Genomic DNA, 21,101 nt, shown 5'->3' with positions numbered 1-21,101 from the left:
CCAGGAAAGATTGCTTCACTCCATCACACATTCCCTTTCTTCAGTTCGCAATGACGAATATATTTCTATTTCACCAAAGGCAATAACTCATCAGCAACCAGTTTATTACCGGTTTCGTTTAAATGTACCCTATCAACGGTTAACACGCCTTTTTCTTTATCTTCTGTGTTATTTTTCGCTTCGTATTCCGTGAAAATTTTTCTCAAATCGCACACGGGAAGATTATTTTTTGCAGCCAATTCTCTAATACCAGCAGCATATTTATTTAAATCGGCATCCAATTCATTGGTGCCATCTTTTTTCTCACCAACAACTGATGGAGTTACCAAAACCACTTTACTTCCAACACCTTGAATTTTATTGATCAAAGCCTGGTAAAATTTCAAATACTTATCATAATCTGTCCCGGTATGTGAAGATTGTTTGTGCCAAACATCATTGATCCCCACATAAATCACTACTAAATCCGGTTTCTTGTTCAATACATCGTCTTCTAAACGCAGATATAAATCGTATACTTTATTGCCACCTATCCCAGCTCCGATTACATTGTATTTGGTAGAATCGAGCGATTGTTTGATCAGCGTTACGTATCCATTTTTAGAAACACCCTGCTGGGTAATCGAGTCGCCGAAAAAGATAATCCGTTTTGGTTTAAATGTCATTGAGGTTAATGCAATTAAGCAAAAGCTTAGTAAAATACTTGTTTTCAATAGTGTTTTCATCTGTTTGTAATAATTGGTTAGGGTTATTTTTTATCGGTCTTTTTAAAATCAAGATCCTGAAAATCGAAACTAAAATCTGTTAGCGGCGATATCGCTTCTATTTTAAATCCATCTGCCATTGCATTGTTGTCTAAACTAAAATTAACAAAAGCATCGGCATCCAGACTTCTATCATACCATTTTACGATGTAGGTATTTCCTTTGTAATAGGTCATATCGCCTCTTAATTTTGGTGCATTCTTAGCTTGAAAATGCATTTTACCATTTACGTCGATGATGGTAACATCGCCAAACCAGGCATCATGAAAAGTTCCGTAGTAATTTTTGACATCAGGTTTTGTAGTCGATAGTTTTTGTTGTGCTGCAATATCGTTCCAAACTTTGCTTACCATTTCATCGGCCTGTTTTTCATTTCTAAGACGGTTATCGTTGTAGGTTTTAATTCTATCCTGTCCTTTAATTCCAAGGTAGCCGTCTTTAATCGAATTGGTAATGGCATTAAATGCGGCACCAGACTGTTGATTGGTTAATACGATAATCCCCAATTTCATTTCCGGAAGGATGGTTACCTGCGTTACAATCCCAGATAAACCGCCGGTATGTGTAGCCTGAAAATTGCCATTCACATTACTTAAAAACCAGCCTAAACCGTAGCTGCTAAAAGCAGCAGGATTACCACCTGCTATAATGGTCTGCGGGGTCCAAAGTTCTCTGGCTACTGCAGGACTGAATAATTTCCTATCCAATGTTTCGCCGTATTTACCCCCGTTGATCATGGCCATTACCCATTTGCTCATATCGGTAACATTCGAATAAATTCCTCCGGCTGCATTCGCAATTTCTCCAAAGCTTAATCCTACCGGAAGCAGCTTGCCTTCGTAAGGCGCATGGCCATCAATTACATTCGATTTATCTTTTAAACGGTACCAGGAGGCGGCTGTTTTGCTCATGCCCAATGGTTTAATGATTCTGCTTTCTATAAAATCCTCATAAGTACCTCCTGAAACCCTTGCTACTACATCACCTGCAACAATATACATCAGGTTGTCGTAATCGTATTTGGTACGGAAAGATGAAACTGGTTTCAAATAACGGAGGTTATGGATCAGTTGTTTTTTATCTACTGTTGATGAATCGGGCCAGATCATTAAATCGCCGGCCCCTAAACCTAAACCACTGCGGTGTGTAAGCAGATCGCGGATGGTAAATTCGCTGGTTACGTAGGCATCGTACATCTTAAACTCCGGAATTACATCGGTCACTTTTGTATCCCAGGTGATTTTCTTTTCATCAACCAACATACCCAAAGCCGCCGCAGTAAATGCTTTTGTATTTGATGCCACACCGAAAAGGGTATTCTCATCAACCTTTTTATTGGTTTTGATGGAGCTTACCCCATAACCTTTTAAGTGGATTATTTTACCATCTTTGATTACAGAAACTGCAATTCCAGGAACATTAAAAGTACTTAACGTTTTTTCTACTACACTATCGATCTGTTTTGAAGTAAGCACCTGTGCATGCACCTGTATGCCCAAAAACAGTGATAAAGCTAATGATATTTTAAATTTTAATGAGGAGAAGAGTTGCATATTGATCGGTTTAAATAATCGTTTAAAGATAATAAATCTTTTAGGCGATAGTCGAATCCTTATTTTCCCTTTTCGAGTTTGTAATCTTTATGCACGATTAAAAAGCTTGCCCTTTCTTCCTTTTTGAAAGGATAATCCCAGTTGCCCTGGTAGGTAATTTTAGTCGGTAATTTATCTTCTCCGAAATAACCCATTTCGATATTCATCTGCACATCGAAATCGAACAGCATATTACTGTATTTCATATCCACATAACGGCCCAGAATATTGAAATTGCGTTTATCAAAAATAGTTACCAATTCTTTGATCATGATGCCATCTTTTGTCCAACTGCTCAAATCGGGTTTTACAGAAACCTTAAAGCGATAAACCGGGATAGAATCCAAATAAGTACCACTGGTAAAACCATAATCGTAATATTGGCGCATATTGGCTGAAAATATTTCAGTCTTACTGCCAATAAAAGGAACCTTTACCGGGCGGCCTGGATTAAAGATTAATGTTTTTAGCTTGTCTTTATAACTCTCGTTTGTTCCACCCTTGCCATCGGGCTTTGGTGCATTGGGTACAAAATCGGTGCTGTAGGCATTCATAAAAATGTAATCGAACATTTCTACGGTATACAGCTGGTATTTACCATTTTTCTTGTAAATTTTACCAGTATCCTGTTTAACCAGATACTCCATTTTATAAGGCCCGCTATTGTTGTGACGGATTTTACGGTATATTTTGCCATCAACCTTGTTCTTTTTATCATAGCTATAAATCCTGTTTTCGGCAATGAAAGTATAACGTTTCATATCCCTGAACGACTGATAAAAAGAAGTATCGTACATCACCTTTCTAATAAAAGTTTCTACATTCAACTTTTCGGCCTTGATGTTTACTGTAGAATCGAGCGTAATGGTTTTAATCGTATCCGGATTGAAACGCTTGATTTCCTGGGCAAAACCTGTGTAAAAGAGCGAGCTTAACAGTAAAAACAAAAAGATTTTTTTCATGTAAAATGGGTAATGTTTGATGGATGATATGTGATGGAAGATGGATGATGGAAAAAACTTCTCCCCTCATCCATCTTACCTGTTTACATTCTACATCCTAGTTTCCTAGTTGTTTTAAAGCGATATAAGCCATCAGTCCTGTTGATATTTTCAATGCATCTTCATCAACATCAAATCTTGGGGTATGTACCGAATATTGTGTGTCTTTAGCAGCATTACCGGTACCTAAACGGTAAAAACAAGCATCTGTTATCTGAGAGTAAAAAGAAAAATCTTCTGCAGCCATCCAGATATCCAAATCAACCACATTGTCTTTTCCTAAAAAATCTTCGGCAAAAGCTCTTGCATTGGCCGTTAATTTCTCTTCGTTGATTAAAAACGGATAGCCTCTGTGGATATCGAAATCGCAGCTTCCGCCCATGCTTTCGGCCATTCCTTCGGCCATTTTTTTCATGCGTTTGTGTGCTTCATCTCTCCAGTTTTCATCCAGGGTCCTAAATGTACCTTCGATTTTCACTTCGTTTGGAATAATGTTGGTTGCTCCGTTGGCGATCACTTTACCAAAAGATAAAACCGAGGGCAAACGTGGGTCGGCATTACGGCTAACAATTTGCTGTAATGCAATAATAATGTGTGATGCGATGACAACAGGATCGATATTTTGATGTGGCTGTGCACCATGGCCGCCTTTTCCAGTTACGGTAACATACAGTTCATCGGTGGAGGCCATATAAATTCCCGAACGGAAACCCACTTTACCAGCATCGATCATCGGCATCACATGTTGACCAACGATGTGCTGCGGTTTTGGATTTTCGAGCACACCTTCTTTAATCATAATACTTGCGCCGCCGGGCAACAGTTCTTCGGCAGGCTGGAAGATTAATTTTATGGTTCCACCGAAATCATCTTTCATTTGATTTAAGATGTTTGCCGTACCTAAAAGTGAAGAAGTGTGCACATCATGTCCACAGGCATGCATTACCCCATGGTTTTTAGAGCGGTAGGGTTTATCATTGGCTTCGTGGATGGGTAAAGCATCCATATCAGCGCGTAAAGCGATTACTTTGTCGGATGGGAGATTTCCCTTAATCAATCCTACCACACCTGTGTTGGCGCAATCGGTATATTCTATTCCCCATTTTTTTAATTTATCCTTGATGAATAAGGAAGTTTCGAATTCTTTGAAAGATAATTCAGGGTTGGCATGGATATGTTGACGGAAGCCTACTACTTCATGAAAAATATTAGTGGCAAGTTCTTGTATTTTATTTTTAATCATTGTTTGTTGTGGTATCTAAAGTTGGTGCATTAATTTTTTCCCTAAAAATAAACAGTGTAGGGAAAGCTGGTCTGAGTTCGTTAATTAACCGTTGTGCCTCTAAGCGGCTCCTGAAATCGCCTACCCGAACATAATAATTAGGTTCTTTATAAATGAGGTAAGTATTTAATTGAGGATAAAGGCCCTTAAAACGTGCCTGTTCGTTAAAAACCTCGCGCCGGTCTGAGCCATAAAAAATCTGCACCCGGTAACCGTAGGCCGAAACAATAGGTTTGCCAGGTTTTACTTCGCCCGAGGTTTTGTACACTTCGAGACGTTTAGCGATTAAACTATCAATTAACGGATCTTTTATAACCGTTACCTCCCCTTTTTGCGCAAAAGCAGTAGTAAAAAGAAACCAGCAGCATATAAAAGTGAATATTATTTTCATGTGTAATAACCTTGACATTTAGTGAAGAGATGAATAAAATATCATCTCATTTCTTCTTAACAACAAGAATGCCGAAATCGTTGCAAAAATCGGCATTCTTTATGGGTTAAGCAAATCGTTATTATTTGTGTAGAAATCTTAATGATCGTATGGATTAGAAACCTTTAGTTGCGGGATCTTATTGAAATCTTTGGTATTTCTTGTAATAAGAGTAAGTTTATTCACAATAGCGGTTGCTGCAATTATCGCATCCGGTAATTTAAGGTTATAATATTTTCGTATTTCGGCCGTCTGATTTTTGATATCCTGATCCAATTCATATGTATAAGAATCCTGAATAAAATTCCTTAATATTGATTTCCAACAGAGAAGTTCAATTTCTGTAATTGCAGAAATGGTAGGCTGATTAGTTGAAATAATATCATCAATAAACTTTTCGGCTGTTGGCGTAAATTGCCTTTGAAGAAAATAAATTACAGTATTAGTATCCCAAAGATAATTTATTCCCACTCGTTCCGGATATTATTTAATTGTTCATCAACTTCCGAAATCGGCTGTTTTTGCATCGTTCCTTTATACTTTGCAATTAAATCATTACTCAAAACATTCGATGTATTAGAATCCTTTCTCAAGCGAATAACTTTAAGAAGCTCCAAATCTTTTAAAAGATTAAGGGCTTTATCATTTAAAATATCTAAGGTTATTGTTCTCATACTCAAAAATACTAAAAATATAATCAGCTATCAAGATAAAAACCGCGGTATGAAAAAAGCCAGATTCCTTTAGAAACCTGGCTTTTAGAACTATAACCATTAAGCAGATTTTTAATTCGCTTTCTTAGGTTCTAACGTAAATTCGTAAACTTTTGGATCATATTTCATCATCGAACCTGTAGCAGCATCAATAGCAAAACCAAATAAACCAATAACATTTAATATGGCAACAGGATTGAATGTAGTTTGTGGCTGGAATGTTTTGGTTTCATAACCATCAAGTTTCAAACTGATGGTTTGTCCGGTAAATCCCTTTTTTAAGGATACGGCCATTGGCGTAACACCGGTTTTAACACCATCTACTTCAATAGCAGCGGCAGGAGGGTTTGAGTTGATCTGAACGGTTTGGGTGGTTCCTGTAAAAATGGTGGCGCAGCTCGATAGCAGCAGTGTCGCTGAAACAGCGGCAATGTTAAAAATTCTTTTCATTTGTGTGTGTGTTGTGTGTGTGTTCCTACTCTTATGGCTTTTCAGTTACGCCCCGTTTTTTTATGGTTTCTGGACTCCATTTTTAAGTTTATTCGCCATTAAGAAATTGCCTACCAATTCCGAATTGACTGTGACTAAATATAGGGGTTAATTTGTAAATTAAAAATTTAGTTATAAAAAAAGCCCCGACATTTTTGTCGGGGCTTGGTATGCTATTATTTTTCGATTATAAATTGGCACCGTGGCAGTTTTTATACTTTTTACCGCTACCACATGGACAAGGTTCGTTTCTACCAACCGTTGCTTCCTTGCGGATCGGCTGTTGTGGAACGGCCTCACGTGTATCGCCAAACTCAATACCTGGTTCTTCTCTGCCAAACTCTTGTTTGGTAGTTTGCAATTTTGGTTGTTTTACCGGAGCTGGTGCTTCTCTAACCTGATCTGGCTCTTGTTGTACCGGGATACCACCTTTATACAAGAAACTTACTACTTCTTTATTTACCGCATTAAGCATGTTTTTAAATAAGTTGAAAGCTTCCATTTTATAAATTACCAATGGATCTTTTTGCTCGTAAACTGCATTTTGCACCGATTGTTTCAAATCGTCCATTTCACGCAAATGCTCTTTCCAGCTATCGTCGATCAAGGCCAGTACAATGGTTTTTTCGAATGAACGAACCACCTCTTTTCCTTTATTATCGATTGCTTTCTTTAATTCAACAGCCACCTGGATACCACGGATACCATCAGTAAACGGAACCACAATCTGTTCGATGTGTTCGCCACGCTCCTGATACACCTGGGTTAAAACTGGTAATGATTGTTGGATAATCGCTTCCGATTTACGTGCGTAAAAAGCTTCAGCTTCGTCAAATAACTTTTCTGTTAACTGAGGAATACTTGTTGACGTAAATTCTTTTTCGGTAATGGCTGTATCTAAAGAGAAGTTTTTAATTACCTCTAATTTGAAACCATCGAAATTACCTTCTTGTTTATATTCGCTAACGATATCTTCGGCAACATCGAAAACCATATTGTTCATATCCACATCTAAACGTTCGCCAAATAAAGCGTTTTTACGTTTAGCATAAATTACCGTACGTTGTGAGTTCATCACATCATCATACTCCAATAAACGTTTACGGATACCAAAGTTGTTTTCTTCTACTTTCTTCTGTGCACGCTCGATAGATTTGGTAATCATAGAGTGTTGAATCACTTCACCATCTTCGATACCCATACGCACCATGATGCCAGAGATACGCTCTGAACCAAATAAACGCATTAAGTTATCTTCTAATGAAACGAAGAATTGAGATGAACCTGGATCACCCTGACGACCTGCACGACCACGCAACTGCCTGTCGACACGACGAGACTCATGACGTTCGGTACCTACGATGGCTAAACCTCCAGCTTCTTTAACACCTGCACCCAATTTAATATCGGTACCACGACCAGCCATGTTGGTTGCAATAGTTACGGTTCCGGCCTGACCAGCTTCGGCAACGATATCGGCCTCTCTCTGGTGCATTTTAGCATTTAATACATTGTGTTTAATGCCACGAAGTTTAAGCATACGGCTTAATAACTCTGAAATCTCAACAGAAGTTGTACCCACCAATACCGGGCGGCCAGCTTGTGGCTCCAATTGTCCGGTTTGAGGATTAACCGCAGGAATTAATGCGCCTTTCGCATCAAGTTTAGGCACAGCTCTACCGGTTGGATCGTATTTAACCACCGGTTTACCATCCTTTTGCTTTACATTACCTTCCTTATCTGTTTCATATTCTGTTTCGTAATGAGAATATGGAAAAACAAGGTATTGTATCTCTGCTGCAACGGCGTTATATTTTTCGCGAACGGTACGGTAAACGTAATCCTGTTCATCAATTCTTGAAATATTTCTGTTGGTGGGAATCTCAACTACGTCTAATTTATAGATCGACCAAAACTCGCCAGCTTCTGTTGTTGCAGTACCCGTCATACCGCAAAGTTTGTGGTACATACGGAAGTAATTTTGTAAAGTTACGGTTGCATACGTTTGGGTAGCATCCTCAACCTTTACATTTTCTTTTGCCTCAATCGCCTGGTGTAAACCATCAGAGTAACGGCGACCATCCATAATACGGCCAGTCTGCTCATCAACGATTTTAATTTTTCCTTCATCGATGATGTATTCTACATCAATTTCGAATAAGGTATACGCTTTTAACAATTGGTTTACAGAGTGGATCCGTTCTGCCTTAACAGAGTAATCGCGCATTAAAGCATCTTTCTGAACAACCTTTTCTTCTAAAGGCATATCAGATTTTTCTAAATCCGCTACTTCAGTACCCACATCAGGCAATACAAAGAAGTGAGGATCTTCACCCGATTGGGTAATCAGTTCGATACCTTTTTCGGTTAATTCAACCTGGTTGTTTTTCTCATCGATATAGAAATACAATTCAGAATCTACCTTAGGCATATTCTTAGATTGATCTGCCATGTAATGGTTCTCTGTTTTCAACAACAAACCGCGAACACCGCTTTCACTTAAGAACTTAATTAAGGCTTTATTTTTTGGTAAACCACGGTAAGCGCGTAATAAGGCTAAACCACCTTCACCTTCTTCGGTTCCGCTGTTACCTGCATTGATTAATTTTTTGGCTTCGTTTAATGCTTGTGTAACATAAGCCTTTTGTGCATTAACCAAACGTTCGATACGTGGTTTTAGCTCATAAAATTCATGCTCATCGCCACGTGGAATCGGACCCGAAATGATCAACGGGGTACGTGCATCATCAATTAAAACTGAATCGACCTCATCCACCATTGCAAAGTGCTGCTTGCGCTGCACCAATTGATCAGGCGTTTGCGACATATTGTCACGCAGGTAATCAAAACCGAATTCGTTATTGGTTCCGTAAGTAATATCTGCGGCATAAGCCTTTCTTCTTTCTTCAGAGTTTGGCTCATGTTTATCGATACAATCAACACTTAAACCATGGAACTCGAATAATGGGCCATTCCACTCACTATCCCTACGGGCCAGATAATCATTCACTGTAACAATATGCACACCTTGTCCGGCCAATGCATTTAAATAAGCTGGTAGCGTACTCACTAAGGTTTTACCCTCACCAGTAGCCATCTCGGCAATTTTACCGCTGTGTAAAACAATACCACCAATTAACTGTACATCGTAATGTACCATGTTCCAGGCCACTTCGGTTCCTGCAGCATCCCATTTATTGGCCCATTGTGCTTTATCTCCAACAATTTTAACATTGTTTTTTCTTGCAGCGTAATCTCTATCAAACTGGGTTGCGGTAACTTCTAAATAATCGTTTTCACTTAAACGGCGTGAAGTTTCTTTCACAACAGCAAAAGCTTCGGGTAGAATTTCCAAAAGCACTTTTTCCAATTCTACATCGCGGTCTTTACCTAAGGCATCAACCTGATCGTAAATAGCCGTTTTTTGGTGAAGATCTAAATCTTCGCTTTCTGCATCAGCTTTTAGGGCTGAAATTTTTCCGTCAATTTCAGTTAAAAAAGCCGAAATCTTCTCTTTAAATTCTATGGTTTTACCACGTAACTCATCATTGCTCAGCGCAGACAGTTTACTGTAGTGTTCGTTAATTTTAACAACCAATGGCTGGATAGCCTTTATATCTCTTTCTGATTTACTTCCGAAAACCTTCGCTAAAAATCCTAACATTATAATATTTTAAATCGTATTTATTATTAAAAAATGGTGTGTTACAACAACCAAGCCATTGTCTTTCTTAAGTCAGTTTGGCAGTTGCTGGTATAAATGGGGCTCAAAATCTTGTAAAAGATTTTTCAGGAAAGAAAACTAGGGGCTGTTGTTCTTTGGTTTTTTTCTGATGGTTAAATCAGCAATTACCTGATTTACGCTTACATATTTTGCAACTTTTAATTGTGCCTGGGTGCCAATTAAAGCCAGTTTAGTGTACGATAACAGATAAGGGTTACGGTCTTCATTAAGCTGAACTGAGGCCTTACCAGTTGCATTGATGCTAATGTTATGCTCATTACAATATTCGTTTAATATCCTAAGCCCTTCAACGCGTTCGGCCTTCGCCAAGTGTGTTAAGCTAAAAAATACAAGCGATATGGTAACCAGGTGTTTCATTAATAGCGGCAAAGCTAGTTTTAATTTTTATAAAAAGAAATTACATCATCGCAAAAAGCGTACCTCATTTTTTTAGTTCTGTATTTTATATTACCATATTCGGATTTTATTTTATTGCATTCCAATTCTATTTTATCGCATTCCAATTCTATTTTATCGCATTTGCATTTCAATAATAATGCAGACAGCGCCCTTGCCCACCTCTCCATTTATCCCGTTCACCGTTCCAAAACAAGCTTCTGTCGATATATTTGTTAGCTATAATGCTTTTGGTGTAAATTTAATCAACATAACAAAACGCACTAACTATGAAAAGAAAAAATTTTATCAGAAGTTTAATGATCGGAGCCATCTCCACTCCGGTAATTATTGAGGCCTGCAAAAAAAACAGCATTATCGATGGCAGCGATACATCTGGTACCAACGGCACCTGTACCCTAGCCCCAACTGAAACCGAAGGGCCTTTTCCTACTAAAGTACCAACATCTTATGTGCGCAGTGATATTACCGACGGGCGTTCGGGTTACAAAATGACCGCTAAAATTACCGTAGGCAACGTGAATAACAGCTGCGAAGCTTTGGCCGGAGCAATAGTGGATATCTGGCATTGTGATGCGGAAGGCAAATATTCTGAATATGGTGGCAATGGCATACAAAGCACCAATTATCAATCGGTACACTTTTTACGCGGTCGCCAAACCACCGATGCCAATGGACTGGTTACCTTCACCACCATTTTTCCGGGCTGGTATAACGGGCGTGCAACGCATATTCATGTACATGTTTACAACGCCGCGGGAACATCTTTAAATGTAACACAAATTGCTTTCCCCGAAGGGGCAGGAACATCTTTAACGCTGGTAAATGGCTATAGCAAAGGTTTAAGTGGCTACACCTATAATAATGCCGACAATGTTTTTAGTGACGATAAAACGGGTGTAGAAATTGCAACCGTAACTGGAACATTGACAGCAGGTTTCGAACTTACTTTTAAAGTGAATGTAAAAGCATAATATATCCTTATAATTATTTTATTTTCATAAAGACGTTAGGAATTCTTAACGTCTTTTTTAATTTTATACCATGTCGAGAAAAGTTATTACACTCTGTTACCGAAAAATAATTGATGCTACCAATACCACTGCATGGGATAAGTTTGTACATGAAGATAGCTTTGCAGAGTTTAAAATGCAGGCCCAGTTTTATAATCAGGAACAGCGGCATACTACTTTTGCCGAAATGTTGCTGAATGCGCCAGAGGCTGAGAAACTTCATTTTTTAGTGAGCGCAGCCATTACAGGTTATTTACGCCAGTTAAATGGAATTATACCCGATATATTGGACAATTTGGGCAGGCGCTTTTTAACTTTTGAAAATTTCAAGTTCGAACTGATCAACTCAGACATCAACGATATCGAGAAACACAAAGTGGCGATCAATTTCTTTTCCAAACCACTCGTTTGGCACGATACCATTGATAATTTGCTTTTGGTGTCGCAATTTAAAGGAAACAATGAAGAGGAAGTTTTTACCAACCTTTTTCAGATTCAGCCTTTTGTAAGTATTCACGCTATAAAAAATATCGGTTAACGATGGAACTCACACCCGGAAAAATATTTTTAGCCGATCAGCGTGGATTAACTGAAAGTTCGGTACTAAGAAGGTACAGCACCTTTAATTTTGAAAAGTATTACAGCGAGCATAAACAGGCATTTGGTCATTTATTCTTATGTAATGATGAATCGATTGTTGGCGGGAAGGTTACCTTTTTTCTCTGCAAGGAAGATTCGCTCCAGATATTTATGCCCATTACCGGCGGAATCGATATTGTTGCCAATGGAAAAGAATTTGCTTTAGAAACCGGCCAAATACAGGTTTTGAATATGGGCAAGGGTGAGGTGCTGGAAATCAGTAATCCTTACCAAAACGATGTGATTAATTATATCCAGCTTGGCATCAAAACCGATATGTTTTTAATGCGGGCAAGTGAAATGCTTTTCAATTTCGACTTTGAAAAAAACCAAAATCAGCTGCTCGAAATTATTGCGAACCCTAAATTACCTTTTAAATTAAGTGCGGGTATTTTTGCTGGTCGTGAAGAAGCAGTGTATAAAATGCAAAGCCCAAACCATCGGTTTTATACTTTTATTGTAGATGGTGCTTTCGAAATTGAAGGCCGTTTAATGCACGCAAGAGATGCTTTGGCCCTCTGGGATATTGAACAGGTAGAATTGGAGGCCTTGAGTAATCATGCCATTGTGGTGGTTTTGGAGTTGACCCCAAACCCCTAGAGGGGCTTAGATTTTCCGTAAATTCTTGGTGGAGTCAGATGTTACCATCTGACTTAATGCATATTAAAAAGGTGATTCAGAGACTGTCTCAAAAGTCATTTTTTGACAAAGAACACCAAATTAAATTCTAAAGCTGGTAAGCTTGGAATCAAAAGAGGCTATTTTCGATTTGAAAGTAGCCACTTTTACATGATATACTAGATTGAAAACAAGGTTCGCGAAATTTAATTCCGTTTTGTAATTACCATTTTTACTTTTGAGACAGCCTCCACAACAAAATAAGATAAACCTGTTTATCCTTCAACAAGCTCAGGATGACATTTTATTTAAACACCACTTCCGTAGCACCGTAACCAAACTTTTCTTTCCTGGCATCCATATATGTTTTTACATGCGGATTTTTGCTGATCAGTTTATGGATTTTATCTCTCAAAGTACCATTTCCCGAACCGTGGATAAAAACGATCTTATCGAAATGATGCACCACCGCAGCATCCATAGCCGTTTGAAAATGATTGATCTGGATCTGTAACATCTCATCAGCTTCTAAAAAGTGATGGTCATCTCTCAGTTTTTCGATGTGCAGGTCGATTTCTTTTTGGGGAGCGGCAACCGTTTTTTTCTCTTCGGTTGATTTGAAAAAACTTTCCTTTAATTTTTGAGGATCGATGCTTACCGGAACCAGGTCATCAAAACGGATCAACCAGCCTTTGTTTCTAAGTTGAGGCAATTCTTTTTGTTCGGTACTGAAATCTTTTGCCCTAAATTTTTTACCGATCACCAACGGATCGATAGGTTTAACATCAGCTTTGCTGAAAACCAAAACCTGGAAGTTAAATTCTGGCCAGAGATCAAGATCAGCCAGCGAAGCCGAATACACCAAAGTAGAAGCATAGGATTCGATAATACCATGGAAAGCTCCAGAATACTTTTCTTTACGCGCTGTAGTTAAACTCAGCAATAAAATATTCGGTGAATGATTCTGCAGGTGAAAATGCACCACATTACCGGCCTTATCATCTGTAGCAACAGCAAGGTAAATGCCATTTTCGATTTTACTTATGCTGGGGATATTTACCTGAATAGGTTTAGGTGCATCTAGTTCTTCAGCTACCACGCCATGGCCATGCACAGAAGTTAAATTACTTACCGCAACAGGAATTTCGAAACCATCCTCATCGGTAACACCTAAAGTTTGCGTATCGATAATTTTAGTTACATATCCTTCACGTTTTTCATCAACAAAACGCACAAAATCTCCCAGTTTAAATTTCATTTCTTTATTTTTTTAACCACTAAGACACAAAGATTTTTTTTAATATAATCCGTTTGTTCAATTAAGGTTGTTCAATTACACATTACATCTTCGGACTCCGGACTTCCGACTTCTGACTCATTTAATGCCTTGTATCGTTTCCGTGGTAAATACTCAGATAACTTTCGTATCTCGAAACGGCAATTTCACCATTGTTTACCGCGGCCAAAACAGCACAACCTGGTTCCTTAACATGTTTACAGTTGTTAAACCGACAATAGTGCGAAGTTTTAAAGATTTCCCTAAAAAAATGGCCTAGTTCCTCTTTTTCAATGTCGATAACACCCAATTCTCTAATTCCGGGTGAATCTACTATAAAGCCGCCCTGAGGCAATTCGAACATCTCGGCAAAAGTGGTCGTATGTTGTCCTTTATCGCTCCAATCCGAAACTTCACCTGTTCTTAAATCACGGTCAGGCAATAACGCATTGATCAGGCTTGATTTTCCTACACCCGAATGACCCGATATCAAAGTAATTTTATCGGTAATCAATTCCTTGATCACGGGGATATTGATCCCTTTTAAAGCCGAAACTTCGTAACAGGCATAACCAATATTTTCATAAATATCTTTAAATTCCTGAAGAATTTCTAAACCTTCTTTACTAAACAGGTCGAGTTTATTAAACACCAAAACTGCAGGCACATCGTAAGCCTCGGCGGTTACCAAAAAACGGTCGATAAAACCCAACGAAGTACGTGGTGAAGCCAGTGTAACTACCAACATGGCCATATCTAAATTGGCTGCCAGTATCTGTGCTTGCTTGCTCAGGTTAATCGATTTGCGGATGATGTAGTTTTTACGGGGTAGCATTTCGTTGATCAGGCCCTGATTGCTGTCCCTTTCCAGATCAAATTTCACCCTGTCGCCAACCGCAATCGGATTGGTGGTTTTAAGTCCTTTAATTCTGAATTTTCCTACAATCCGGCAATCGTAGCGCTCGCCGTTATCGGCCAAAACACTATACCAGCTACCTGTAGATTTAATAACTAATCCCTGCATATTTTCGGTAAAGGTATGAATATGATTTCATTGGTAGAAGCGGCCAGCCCGGATAAAAGTTTGTGCATCCAACACAGGGAACAAAAAGAATGCAGCCAATTTGCCCTTATATTTGTTATCTACCAAATATCTTACATAAATCCAACGCTTTAAAAAGCAAAAAACCTAAATTTGCGACAACAAAAATCAAAATATAATGAGTTTCAGAATAGAACACGATACCATGGGCGAGGTGCAGGTACCAGCCGACAAATACTGGGGTGCACAAACCGAACGCTCACGCAACAACTTCAAAATTGGTCCTGAAGGTTCGATGCCAAAAGAAATTATCCATGCTTTTGGATACCTGAAAAAAGCTGCAGCCCTTGCCAATACCGAACTAGGGGTATTATCAGCAGAAAAAGCTGAACTGATTGCCAAAGCTTGTGATGAAATTGTTGCCGGTAAATTGGACGACCAGTTTCCTTTGGTAATCTGGCAAACCGGTTCGGGTACGCAGAGTAACATGAATGGTAACGAGGTAATTGCAAACCGTGCCCATGTTATAAACGGCGGCTCATTAGCCGACGATAAAAAAGTGCTTCACCCTAACGATGATGTAAACAAATCGCAATCATCAAACGATACTTTCCCGACTGCAATGCATATTGCAGCCTATAAACTTACGGTAGAAAACACTATACCTGGTTTAGAGAAACTAAGAAATACATTAGCTAAAAAAGTTGAAGAGTTCAGTGCTATTGTTAAAACCGGACGTACACACTTTATGGACGCCACTCCACTTACCCTAGGGCAAGAGTTTTCGGGTTATGTGCAACAGATCGACAATAGCATCAGGGCCATTAAAAATGCTTTGGTTATGGTTGCCGAACTGGCTTTAGGCGGTACTGCTGTAGGCACGGGTTTAAATACACCAAAAGGATATGATGTTTTAGTGGCAAAGAAAATTGCCGACTTAACAGGATTACCATTTGTTACCGCGCCAAATAAATTCGAAGCTTTAGCAGCACACGATGCTATGGTAGAACTTTCGGGCGCATTGAAACGTACCGCAGTTGCCCTAATGAAAGTAGCCAACGACGTAAGGATGTTAAGCTCAGGCCCACGTTGTGGTATTGGCGAAATTGTAATTCCTGATAACGAACCAGGCTCTTCTATTATGCCGGGAAAAGTTAATCCTACGCAACCAGAGGCTTTGACGATGGTTTGTGCACAGGTAATCGGTAACGATGTTGCGGTTTCGGTAGGCGGTATGTCTGGCCATTTTGAACTGAATGTATTTAAACCCGTAATTGCGGCCAATGTGTTACAATCGGCGCGTTTAATCGGCGATGCCTGTGTTTCTTTCACTGATAAATGTGCTGAAGGCATTACAGCTAACTTACCGGAAATTGAAAAACACCTACAAAATTCTTTGATGTTGGTAACGGCTTTAAATCCACATGTGGGTTACGAAAACGCAGCTAAAATTGCAAAGAAAGCGCATAAGGAAAATAAAACCTTAAAAGCGGCAGCTGTTGAACTAGGCTTATTAACCAACGAACAATTTGATGAATGGGTTCGTCCGGAAGATATGGTTGGTAGCTTGAAGTAGCTAATTACATAAACGGTCGTCATCCTGAATTTATTTCAGGATCTTTTCAGTACTCAAAGATGCTGAAACGAGTTCAGCATGACGCTCCTACTTTTCAAAACAATTAATTAAAAACAGGTAAAATGAATTCAATACTCTCTACACTACTCAGCCTGGTATCTATCATTTCACACGTTATCATATTTGGCACCTGCGGTTATTTTTTATCAAAAAAATCTGTTGTTGAGGCCATTTTAATGACCATTGGTTCGGGAATCGGCTTACTGACAGCTTTATTTTATAGTGTGTTAATGCCCTTTTTATTAAATGATCGTCATTTGGCGTACACTGAAGTTTCGCAATACTACACTGTAATAGGCATCATTAGTTTTATTGGTAGTTTATGTTTCGCGGGAGGGCTTTTAATCCTGATCATCAACACCGTTAAAAAGAACACTGTAAGTTACAATCAGTTTCCTAAAAACAACGATTAACAACACAATGAACAAACTGCATCCGGGTTTAAAGGCTTTCTACATCATCCTTTTTATATTATCCATTTTACATGTAGCTTGTAGTCCACGGCCCAATATACAGGGCAAGGGTGAAGATTTTATGCAGGGTGTATGGAACGAAGATTCTGTTGCCTTTAGCAATAAATTAAGCAATTATACCCAACACCATTTTAAGTTTAGCTGCGATTCGGTTTACATTGATATGGTTACCCACAGCAAAGTAAATCTATACGAAGATTCGTGCTACCACAATGGAATTTGGAAAGAATATGCAAAAGGTGTTTATGTGGTAAGGGGCGATACCCTCTTTGTTGGCGCTACCTTTACGCAGGCCAATTACAAACAAAAAATATCGGGCTGTTATCGGATTGGCAGATACGACAAAAACTTCCTGATCAAAAAACGCTCTGCTGACACCTTATCTTTAGAAAGTTTAAGCGATCAGCGCGAAATCAAATTAATCTTCAAAGAAAAAATAACCTGCGTACAAAAAGAATTATAAAATGATTTTAACATCAATTAAAAAGAAATTAGCAGCGGCTTTAGCTATTGGTTTTCTAGCTTATTTACCCATTCAGGCAAATGCCTGGGGTACCATCGGCCACCGTGTGGTTGGCGAAATTGCCGATAGTTATTTAAAGGCCAAAACACGCAAAGCCATTCAAGGCATTTTAGGTTACGAAACATTGGCTATGAGTGCCAACTGGGGCGATTTTATTAAATCAGACTCCACGTACAATTATATGTACAACTGGCATTTTGTTAATCTTCCGGCAGGATTGGATAAAAATGGAGTATACAATTTTTTGTCGACTGAAAAATCGCCAAGTCTTTATACCAAAATACCTGATCTGATCGCAGTTTTAAAGAAAACAAGCAGTACTGCGACAGAAAAGAAACTGGCTTTACGCATGTTGGTACATTTGGCAGGCGATTTATGCCAACCGATGCACGTTGCACGTAAAGAAGATTTAGGCGGAAACCGTGTTTCTGTTTTATGGTTCAATGAAAAATCGAATATTCACCGCGTTTGGGATGAGCAGCTGATCGAGTACCAACAGTTAAGTTATACCGAATATGCAAAAGCAATCAATCATCCATCGGCAGTTCAGCTTTACAACTGGCAAAATACCAGCTTAAAAGATTGCATTTACGAATCGTATGGCATTTGCAATAAAATTTACGATACCACCAAACCAGATTCGAAATTAAGTTACCGTTATAATTTCGAATGGGTTGATACCCTTAACAGCCAACTGTTAAAAGGTGGTGTACGCCTGGCAAAAATGTTAAACGACATTTACGGATAACATTTCAATTGAATATATTTAATGCCCCGATGCTTTCAAGGCTTGGGGCATTTTTTTTGAACTGCCATAACGTGCAAATGAATAGTTCGTTTCAACAGTACAAAATAAAAAACTTATACAGTTGTTTATATTTACAAATAAATCTAAATCACATTGAAAATTTTAATGGTTTGCCTGGGTAATATCTGCCGTTCGCCATTGGCTGAAGGCATTATGCGCCATCTGGCGGATGAACAAAACTTAAACTGGGAAATTGCTTCGGCAGGAACAGGCAATTGGCATATTGGCAAAGCTCCAGACTATAGAAGTACTGCTGCCGCAAAAGAACTGGGCTACGATATCAGCCAACAGCGCGCACAGCAATTTAATCACTCGATGTTTGCCAAATACGATCTGATTTTGGTAATGGACTGGAACAATTTGGCCGATGTGCAAAGCCTTGCCAAAACTGTTGAGGAGCGAAAAAAGGTTAAACTTTTCCTTGATAACGGCGAAGTTACAGACCCATATTGGGATAATGCCTTATTTAGCCCCGTTTGCAATCAGGTTGAAGAAAGATGTAAGGAAATTATCAAACAACTTTCTTAAATTTAAAGCACATTAAACATCACTAACCAAGTTAAAAAAAATGAAAAAGTATCTTTCTATATGTCTATTGATTGCCACTGTTTTTTTATTCCAAAGTTATACCGTAGCAAAAAAATCGGCAAAAGTTTTAGTCTTCTCCAAAACCAAGGGTTTTAGGCACAACTCCATTGAGATCGGAAAAGAAGTGATCCAAAAGTTGGGCACTGAACATCACTTTGAAGTAGACACCACTGAAAATGCGGATGTTTTTACTGAAGATAACCTTAAAAAATATGCTGCTGTAATTTTTCTAAGCACCACTGGCGATGTTTTGGATAACAAACAACAGGTTGCTTTCGAAAGGTACATCCAGGCAGGTGGAGGTTATGTGGGTATCCACGCCGCTACTGATACTGAATACGATTGGCCATGGTACGGCAAATTGGCTGGGGCCTATTTTATAAGTCACCCGGCCGTTCAGGAAGCCAGATTTGTAATTAAAGACAAAAAACATCCCGCTACCAAATTCCTTACCGATTCGGTATGGATGAGAAAAGATGAACTTTATAATTTTAAGGATATCAACCCTGATATTAAAGTGCTGATTACGTTAGATGAGAAATCGTATACTGGAGGCAAAAATGGTGATTTTCATCCTTTCAGCTGGTACCACAGCTTTGATGGCGGAAGAGCTTTCTACACTTGTATGGGCCATACCAAAGAAGGTTGGGCCGAAGATAAATTCCAGAACCATTTATGGGGAGGCATCGAATATGCTATCGGCAGCCAAAAGAAATTAGATTACAGCAAAGCGCATTCTAAATTTTAAATAAAAAAAGAGCTTGTTGAATGATAATCAGCAAGCTCTTTTTGTTATCGTGTAAAGATTTTACTGTTGATATTAATAAACAACGAATATATTCCACCATATATTATCGTCTTTATCCAATGGTTTCATCGCCCAAAAGCGATCGATTTGATCTTCATCAAGTATCTTTTCTAAATTCTGTGAGAAATCAAAAAGTCTATTATTCGAACCTGCAACCCATTCTTCAGGCTCTCTATGTTTGAATTCTGTCCATTCCATACGCTTAATCAGATATTTTCTAAGTCCAGTCTCAATCTTAGGTTTTGGGTCTACTGTTAACCTTAACTCTTTTTCCATCTCGAACATTAACTTATCAAGATTTAGCGTATCTATTTTAAATTCTTTAACCTCATTCTTATCTCTATTACTTGGTTGCACCTGTTGGGCATAGGCAAGATATGCCGCACAACAGACAAATAATAAAGTTGAAGCCGTTCTTTTAATCAACATATAAATTTTAGTTAACTTTCTTAAAGTTAACCAAATAAATATAATTAAGCATACAGAAAGATGCTACAGCACCAAAGGTATGCCACAAAAAATGCGTACCAATGCTTAGTATATCCCATTTATCAGCGATACGAAAAGTGAGGGCAAATACAAAAGCAAGCAGGGCAAAACCTACCCATTTTCCATTTTTCCATTCTGTTTTAATAAGGTAACCAAACACTGGGAATAAAACCAGCGCGGCCATAAAAGCATAATTGATGTTGATAAAAATCTGAAAATCCCCTTGGCTAAAAAGCCTTCGCACATAAAACTGAAAGAAAGCATAAACGGCTACAATTAAAATAGCAAAATACCACTTTGTTAATTTAGAGAGGAAGTAAACCCCGGCAGAAAGACACAGCAACATGATCGGCATCCAGTCCATCATGATAAAAACAGGCCAACGCCTGAATCCATGATAGGTAGTGCCTCCAATCCCACCGATATAAAGCAATGCCAGTGCAATACTTAAAAAAGTATGCTGTTTAAAATTACCCCAAAGTTTAATCGTCCAGTATACCGCAATACCCAAAAAAAAGCAACTCGTAATCGTATTAAAAGGTTCAGGAAAAAGCTGGCCAAGATTGGTTTCGGTGTACATTGTACCACCATCGGGAGGGGTCTGGGTAAAAGCGCTCATGATTAATTAACGTATACAGAAATTAAATGTTTGATGGATCAATGTAACGTTCAAGATGTAAAAATAATTTCACCTCCACGTTTTCAATAGGTTAAATATTGATTAACTCTTGCGTTTGGGGAGTAATTATTTGTACTTTAGTTTTATCTAAGCTATA

At 38.6% G+C, this 21,101-nt stretch carries 23 protein-coding genes; 9 read left to right on the top strand and 14 right to left on the bottom strand.

Annotated features, from left to right (window positions below; translation table 11 throughout):
* Positions 1–65: 65 nt before the first annotated feature.
* The 10 genes from R2S57_RS17230 to R2S57_RS17185 form a co-directional block, all read right to left on the bottom strand.
* On the bottom strand, positions 66–665 hold the full coding sequence (locus R2S57_RS17230; protein WP_316846189.1) for an SGNH/GDSL hydrolase family protein: 600 nt from the start codon (positions 663–665) through the stop codon (positions 66–68).
* 83 nt (positions 666–748) lie between these two features.
* Positions 749–2,317 carry a serine hydrolase gene (locus tag R2S57_RS17225; protein WP_316846188.1) on the bottom strand — a complete coding sequence of 523 codons (1,569 nt, stop codon included), beginning with the start codon at positions 2,315–2,317 and terminating at the stop codon, positions 749–751.
* A 59-nt stretch (positions 2,318–2,376) separates the two neighbouring features.
* Positions 2,377–3,318 carry a hypothetical protein gene (locus R2S57_RS17220; protein WP_316846187.1) on the bottom strand — a complete coding sequence of 314 codons (942 nt, stop codon included), beginning with the start codon at positions 3,316–3,318 and terminating at the stop codon, positions 2,377–2,379.
* Positions 3,319–3,415: 97 nt separating this feature from the next.
* Entirely contained in the window at positions 3,416–4,600 is a 1,185-nt protein-coding gene (locus R2S57_RS17215) for a M20 family metallopeptidase (protein WP_316846186.1), read from the bottom strand.
* Positions 4,593–5,030: an SPOR domain-containing protein gene (locus R2S57_RS17210; protein WP_316846185.1), complete on the bottom strand. Its 438-nt coding sequence runs from the start codon at positions 5,028–5,030 to the stop codon at positions 4,593–4,595. The genes R2S57_RS17215 and R2S57_RS17210 overlap by 8 nt, the downstream gene beginning before the upstream one ends.
* Positions 5,031–5,168: 138 nt before the next feature.
* Positions 5,169–5,540, bottom strand: a complete 372-nt coding sequence (locus R2S57_RS17205; protein ID WP_316846184.1) for a type II toxin-antitoxin system VapC family toxin — start codon at positions 5,538–5,540, stop codon at positions 5,169–5,171.
* The gene (locus tag R2S57_RS17200; protein ID WP_316846183.1) at positions 5,531–5,743 is read right to left on the bottom strand and encodes a hypothetical protein; all 213 of its coding nucleotides are present in this window, start codon (positions 5,741–5,743) and stop codon (positions 5,531–5,533) included. Before R2S57_RS17200 ends, R2S57_RS17205 begins: the two co-directional genes overlap by 10 nt.
* 111 nt (positions 5,744–5,854) lie before the next feature.
* Positions 5,855–6,232, bottom strand: a complete 378-nt coding sequence (locus R2S57_RS17195) for a PEGA domain-containing protein (RefSeq protein WP_316846182.1) — start codon at positions 6,230–6,232, stop codon at positions 5,855–5,857.
* A gap of 226 nt (positions 6,233–6,458) precedes the next feature.
* Entirely contained in the window at positions 6,459–9,935 is a 3,477-nt protein-coding gene (locus R2S57_RS17190) for a preprotein translocase subunit SecA (protein WP_316846181.1), read from the bottom strand.
* Positions 9,936–10,073: 138 nt separating this feature from the next.
* Positions 10,074–10,373 carry a hypothetical protein gene (locus tag R2S57_RS17185; protein WP_316846180.1) on the bottom strand — a complete coding sequence of 100 codons (300 nt, stop codon included), beginning with the start codon at positions 10,371–10,373 and terminating at the stop codon, positions 10,074–10,076.
* A gap of 308 nt (positions 10,374–10,681) precedes the next feature.
* Between R2S57_RS17185 and R2S57_RS17180 the strand changes: the two genes are divergently transcribed.
* The 3 genes from R2S57_RS17180 to R2S57_RS17170 all read left to right on the top strand — a co-directional run bounded on the left by R2S57_RS17180 (position 10,682) and on the right by R2S57_RS17170 (position 12,664).
* The gene (locus tag R2S57_RS17180) at positions 10,682–11,386 is read left to right on the top strand and encodes an intradiol ring-cleavage dioxygenase (RefSeq protein ID WP_316846179.1); all 705 of its coding nucleotides are present in this window, start codon (positions 10,682–10,684) and stop codon (positions 11,384–11,386) included.
* A 70-nt stretch (positions 11,387–11,456) separates the two neighbouring features.
* Entirely contained in the window at positions 11,457–11,963 is a 507-nt protein-coding gene (locus R2S57_RS17175; protein WP_316846178.1) for a hypothetical protein, read from the top strand.
* 2 nt (positions 11,964–11,965) lie between these two features.
* On the top strand, positions 11,966–12,664 hold the full coding sequence (locus tag R2S57_RS17170; protein WP_316846177.1) for a hypothetical protein: 699 nt from the start codon (positions 11,966–11,968) through the stop codon (positions 12,662–12,664).
* Positions 12,665–12,986: 322 nt separating this feature from the next.
* Here R2S57_RS17170 and R2S57_RS17165 read toward each other — a convergent pair whose 3' ends face one another.
* Both R2S57_RS17165 and rsgA read right to left on the bottom strand, forming a co-directional pair.
* Entirely contained in the window at positions 12,987–13,940 is a 954-nt protein-coding gene (locus R2S57_RS17165; RefSeq protein WP_316846176.1) for a Smr/MutS family protein, read from the bottom strand.
* 121 nt (positions 13,941–14,061) lie between these two features.
* Positions 14,062–14,982 carry a ribosome small subunit-dependent GTPase A gene (gene rsgA, locus R2S57_RS17160; protein ID WP_316846175.1) on the bottom strand — a complete coding sequence of 307 codons (921 nt, stop codon included), beginning with the start codon at positions 14,980–14,982 and terminating at the stop codon, positions 14,062–14,064.
* A 196-nt stretch (positions 14,983–15,178) separates the two neighbouring features.
* Between rsgA and fumC the strand changes: the two genes are divergently transcribed.
* From fumC to R2S57_RS17130, 6 genes are all read left to right on the top strand, one after another.
* Complete coding sequence (gene fumC / locus R2S57_RS17155; protein ID WP_316846174.1) at positions 15,179–16,576, top strand: class II fumarate hydratase; 1,398 nt, start codon at positions 15,179–15,181, stop codon at positions 16,574–16,576.
* Positions 16,577–16,698: 122 nt separating this feature from the next.
* Positions 16,699–17,049: a hypothetical protein gene (locus R2S57_RS17150; protein WP_316846173.1), complete on the top strand. Its 351-nt coding sequence runs from the start codon at positions 16,699–16,701 to the stop codon at positions 17,047–17,049.
* 7 nt (positions 17,050–17,056) lie between these two features.
* On the top strand, positions 17,057–17,572 hold the full coding sequence (locus R2S57_RS17145) for a fumarate hydratase (RefSeq protein ID WP_316846172.1): 516 nt from the start codon (positions 17,057–17,059) through the stop codon (positions 17,570–17,572).
* A 1-nt stretch (position 17,573) separates the two neighbouring features.
* Positions 17,574–18,380 carry a S1/P1 nuclease gene (locus R2S57_RS17140; protein WP_316846171.1) on the top strand — a complete coding sequence of 269 codons (807 nt, stop codon included), beginning with the start codon at positions 17,574–17,576 and terminating at the stop codon, positions 18,378–18,380.
* Positions 18,381–18,533: 153 nt separating this feature from the next.
* Positions 18,534–18,968, top strand: a complete 435-nt coding sequence (locus tag R2S57_RS17135; protein WP_316846170.1) for a low molecular weight protein-tyrosine-phosphatase — start codon at positions 18,534–18,536, stop codon at positions 18,966–18,968.
* A gap of 40 nt (positions 18,969–19,008) precedes the next feature.
* Positions 19,009–19,776, top strand: coding sequence for a ThuA domain-containing protein (locus R2S57_RS17130; protein WP_316846169.1), 768 nt, complete (start codon positions 19,009–19,011; stop codon positions 19,774–19,776).
* A gap of 72 nt (positions 19,777–19,848) precedes the next feature.
* Here R2S57_RS17130 and R2S57_RS17125 read toward each other — a convergent pair whose 3' ends face one another.
* Together R2S57_RS17125 and R2S57_RS17120 are read right to left on the bottom strand one after the other, a co-directional pair.
* Positions 19,849–20,265, bottom strand: coding sequence for a hypothetical protein (locus R2S57_RS17125; protein ID WP_316846168.1), 417 nt, complete (start codon positions 20,263–20,265; stop codon positions 19,849–19,851).
* 7 nt (positions 20,266–20,272) lie between these two features.
* A complete protein-coding gene (locus R2S57_RS17120) occupies positions 20,273–20,944 on the bottom strand; it encodes a hypothetical protein (protein WP_316846167.1) in 672 nt (223 codons plus the stop codon).
* Positions 20,945–21,101 lie beyond the last annotated feature (157 nt).

It is taken from the genome of Pedobacter psychrodurus, from assembly GCF_032678585.1.
Classification (GTDB): domain Bacteria; phylum Bacteroidota; class Bacteroidia; order Sphingobacteriales; family Sphingobacteriaceae; genus Pedobacter; species Pedobacter psychrodurus_A.
This window is presented reverse-complemented; position numbering and strand designations above follow the sequence as displayed.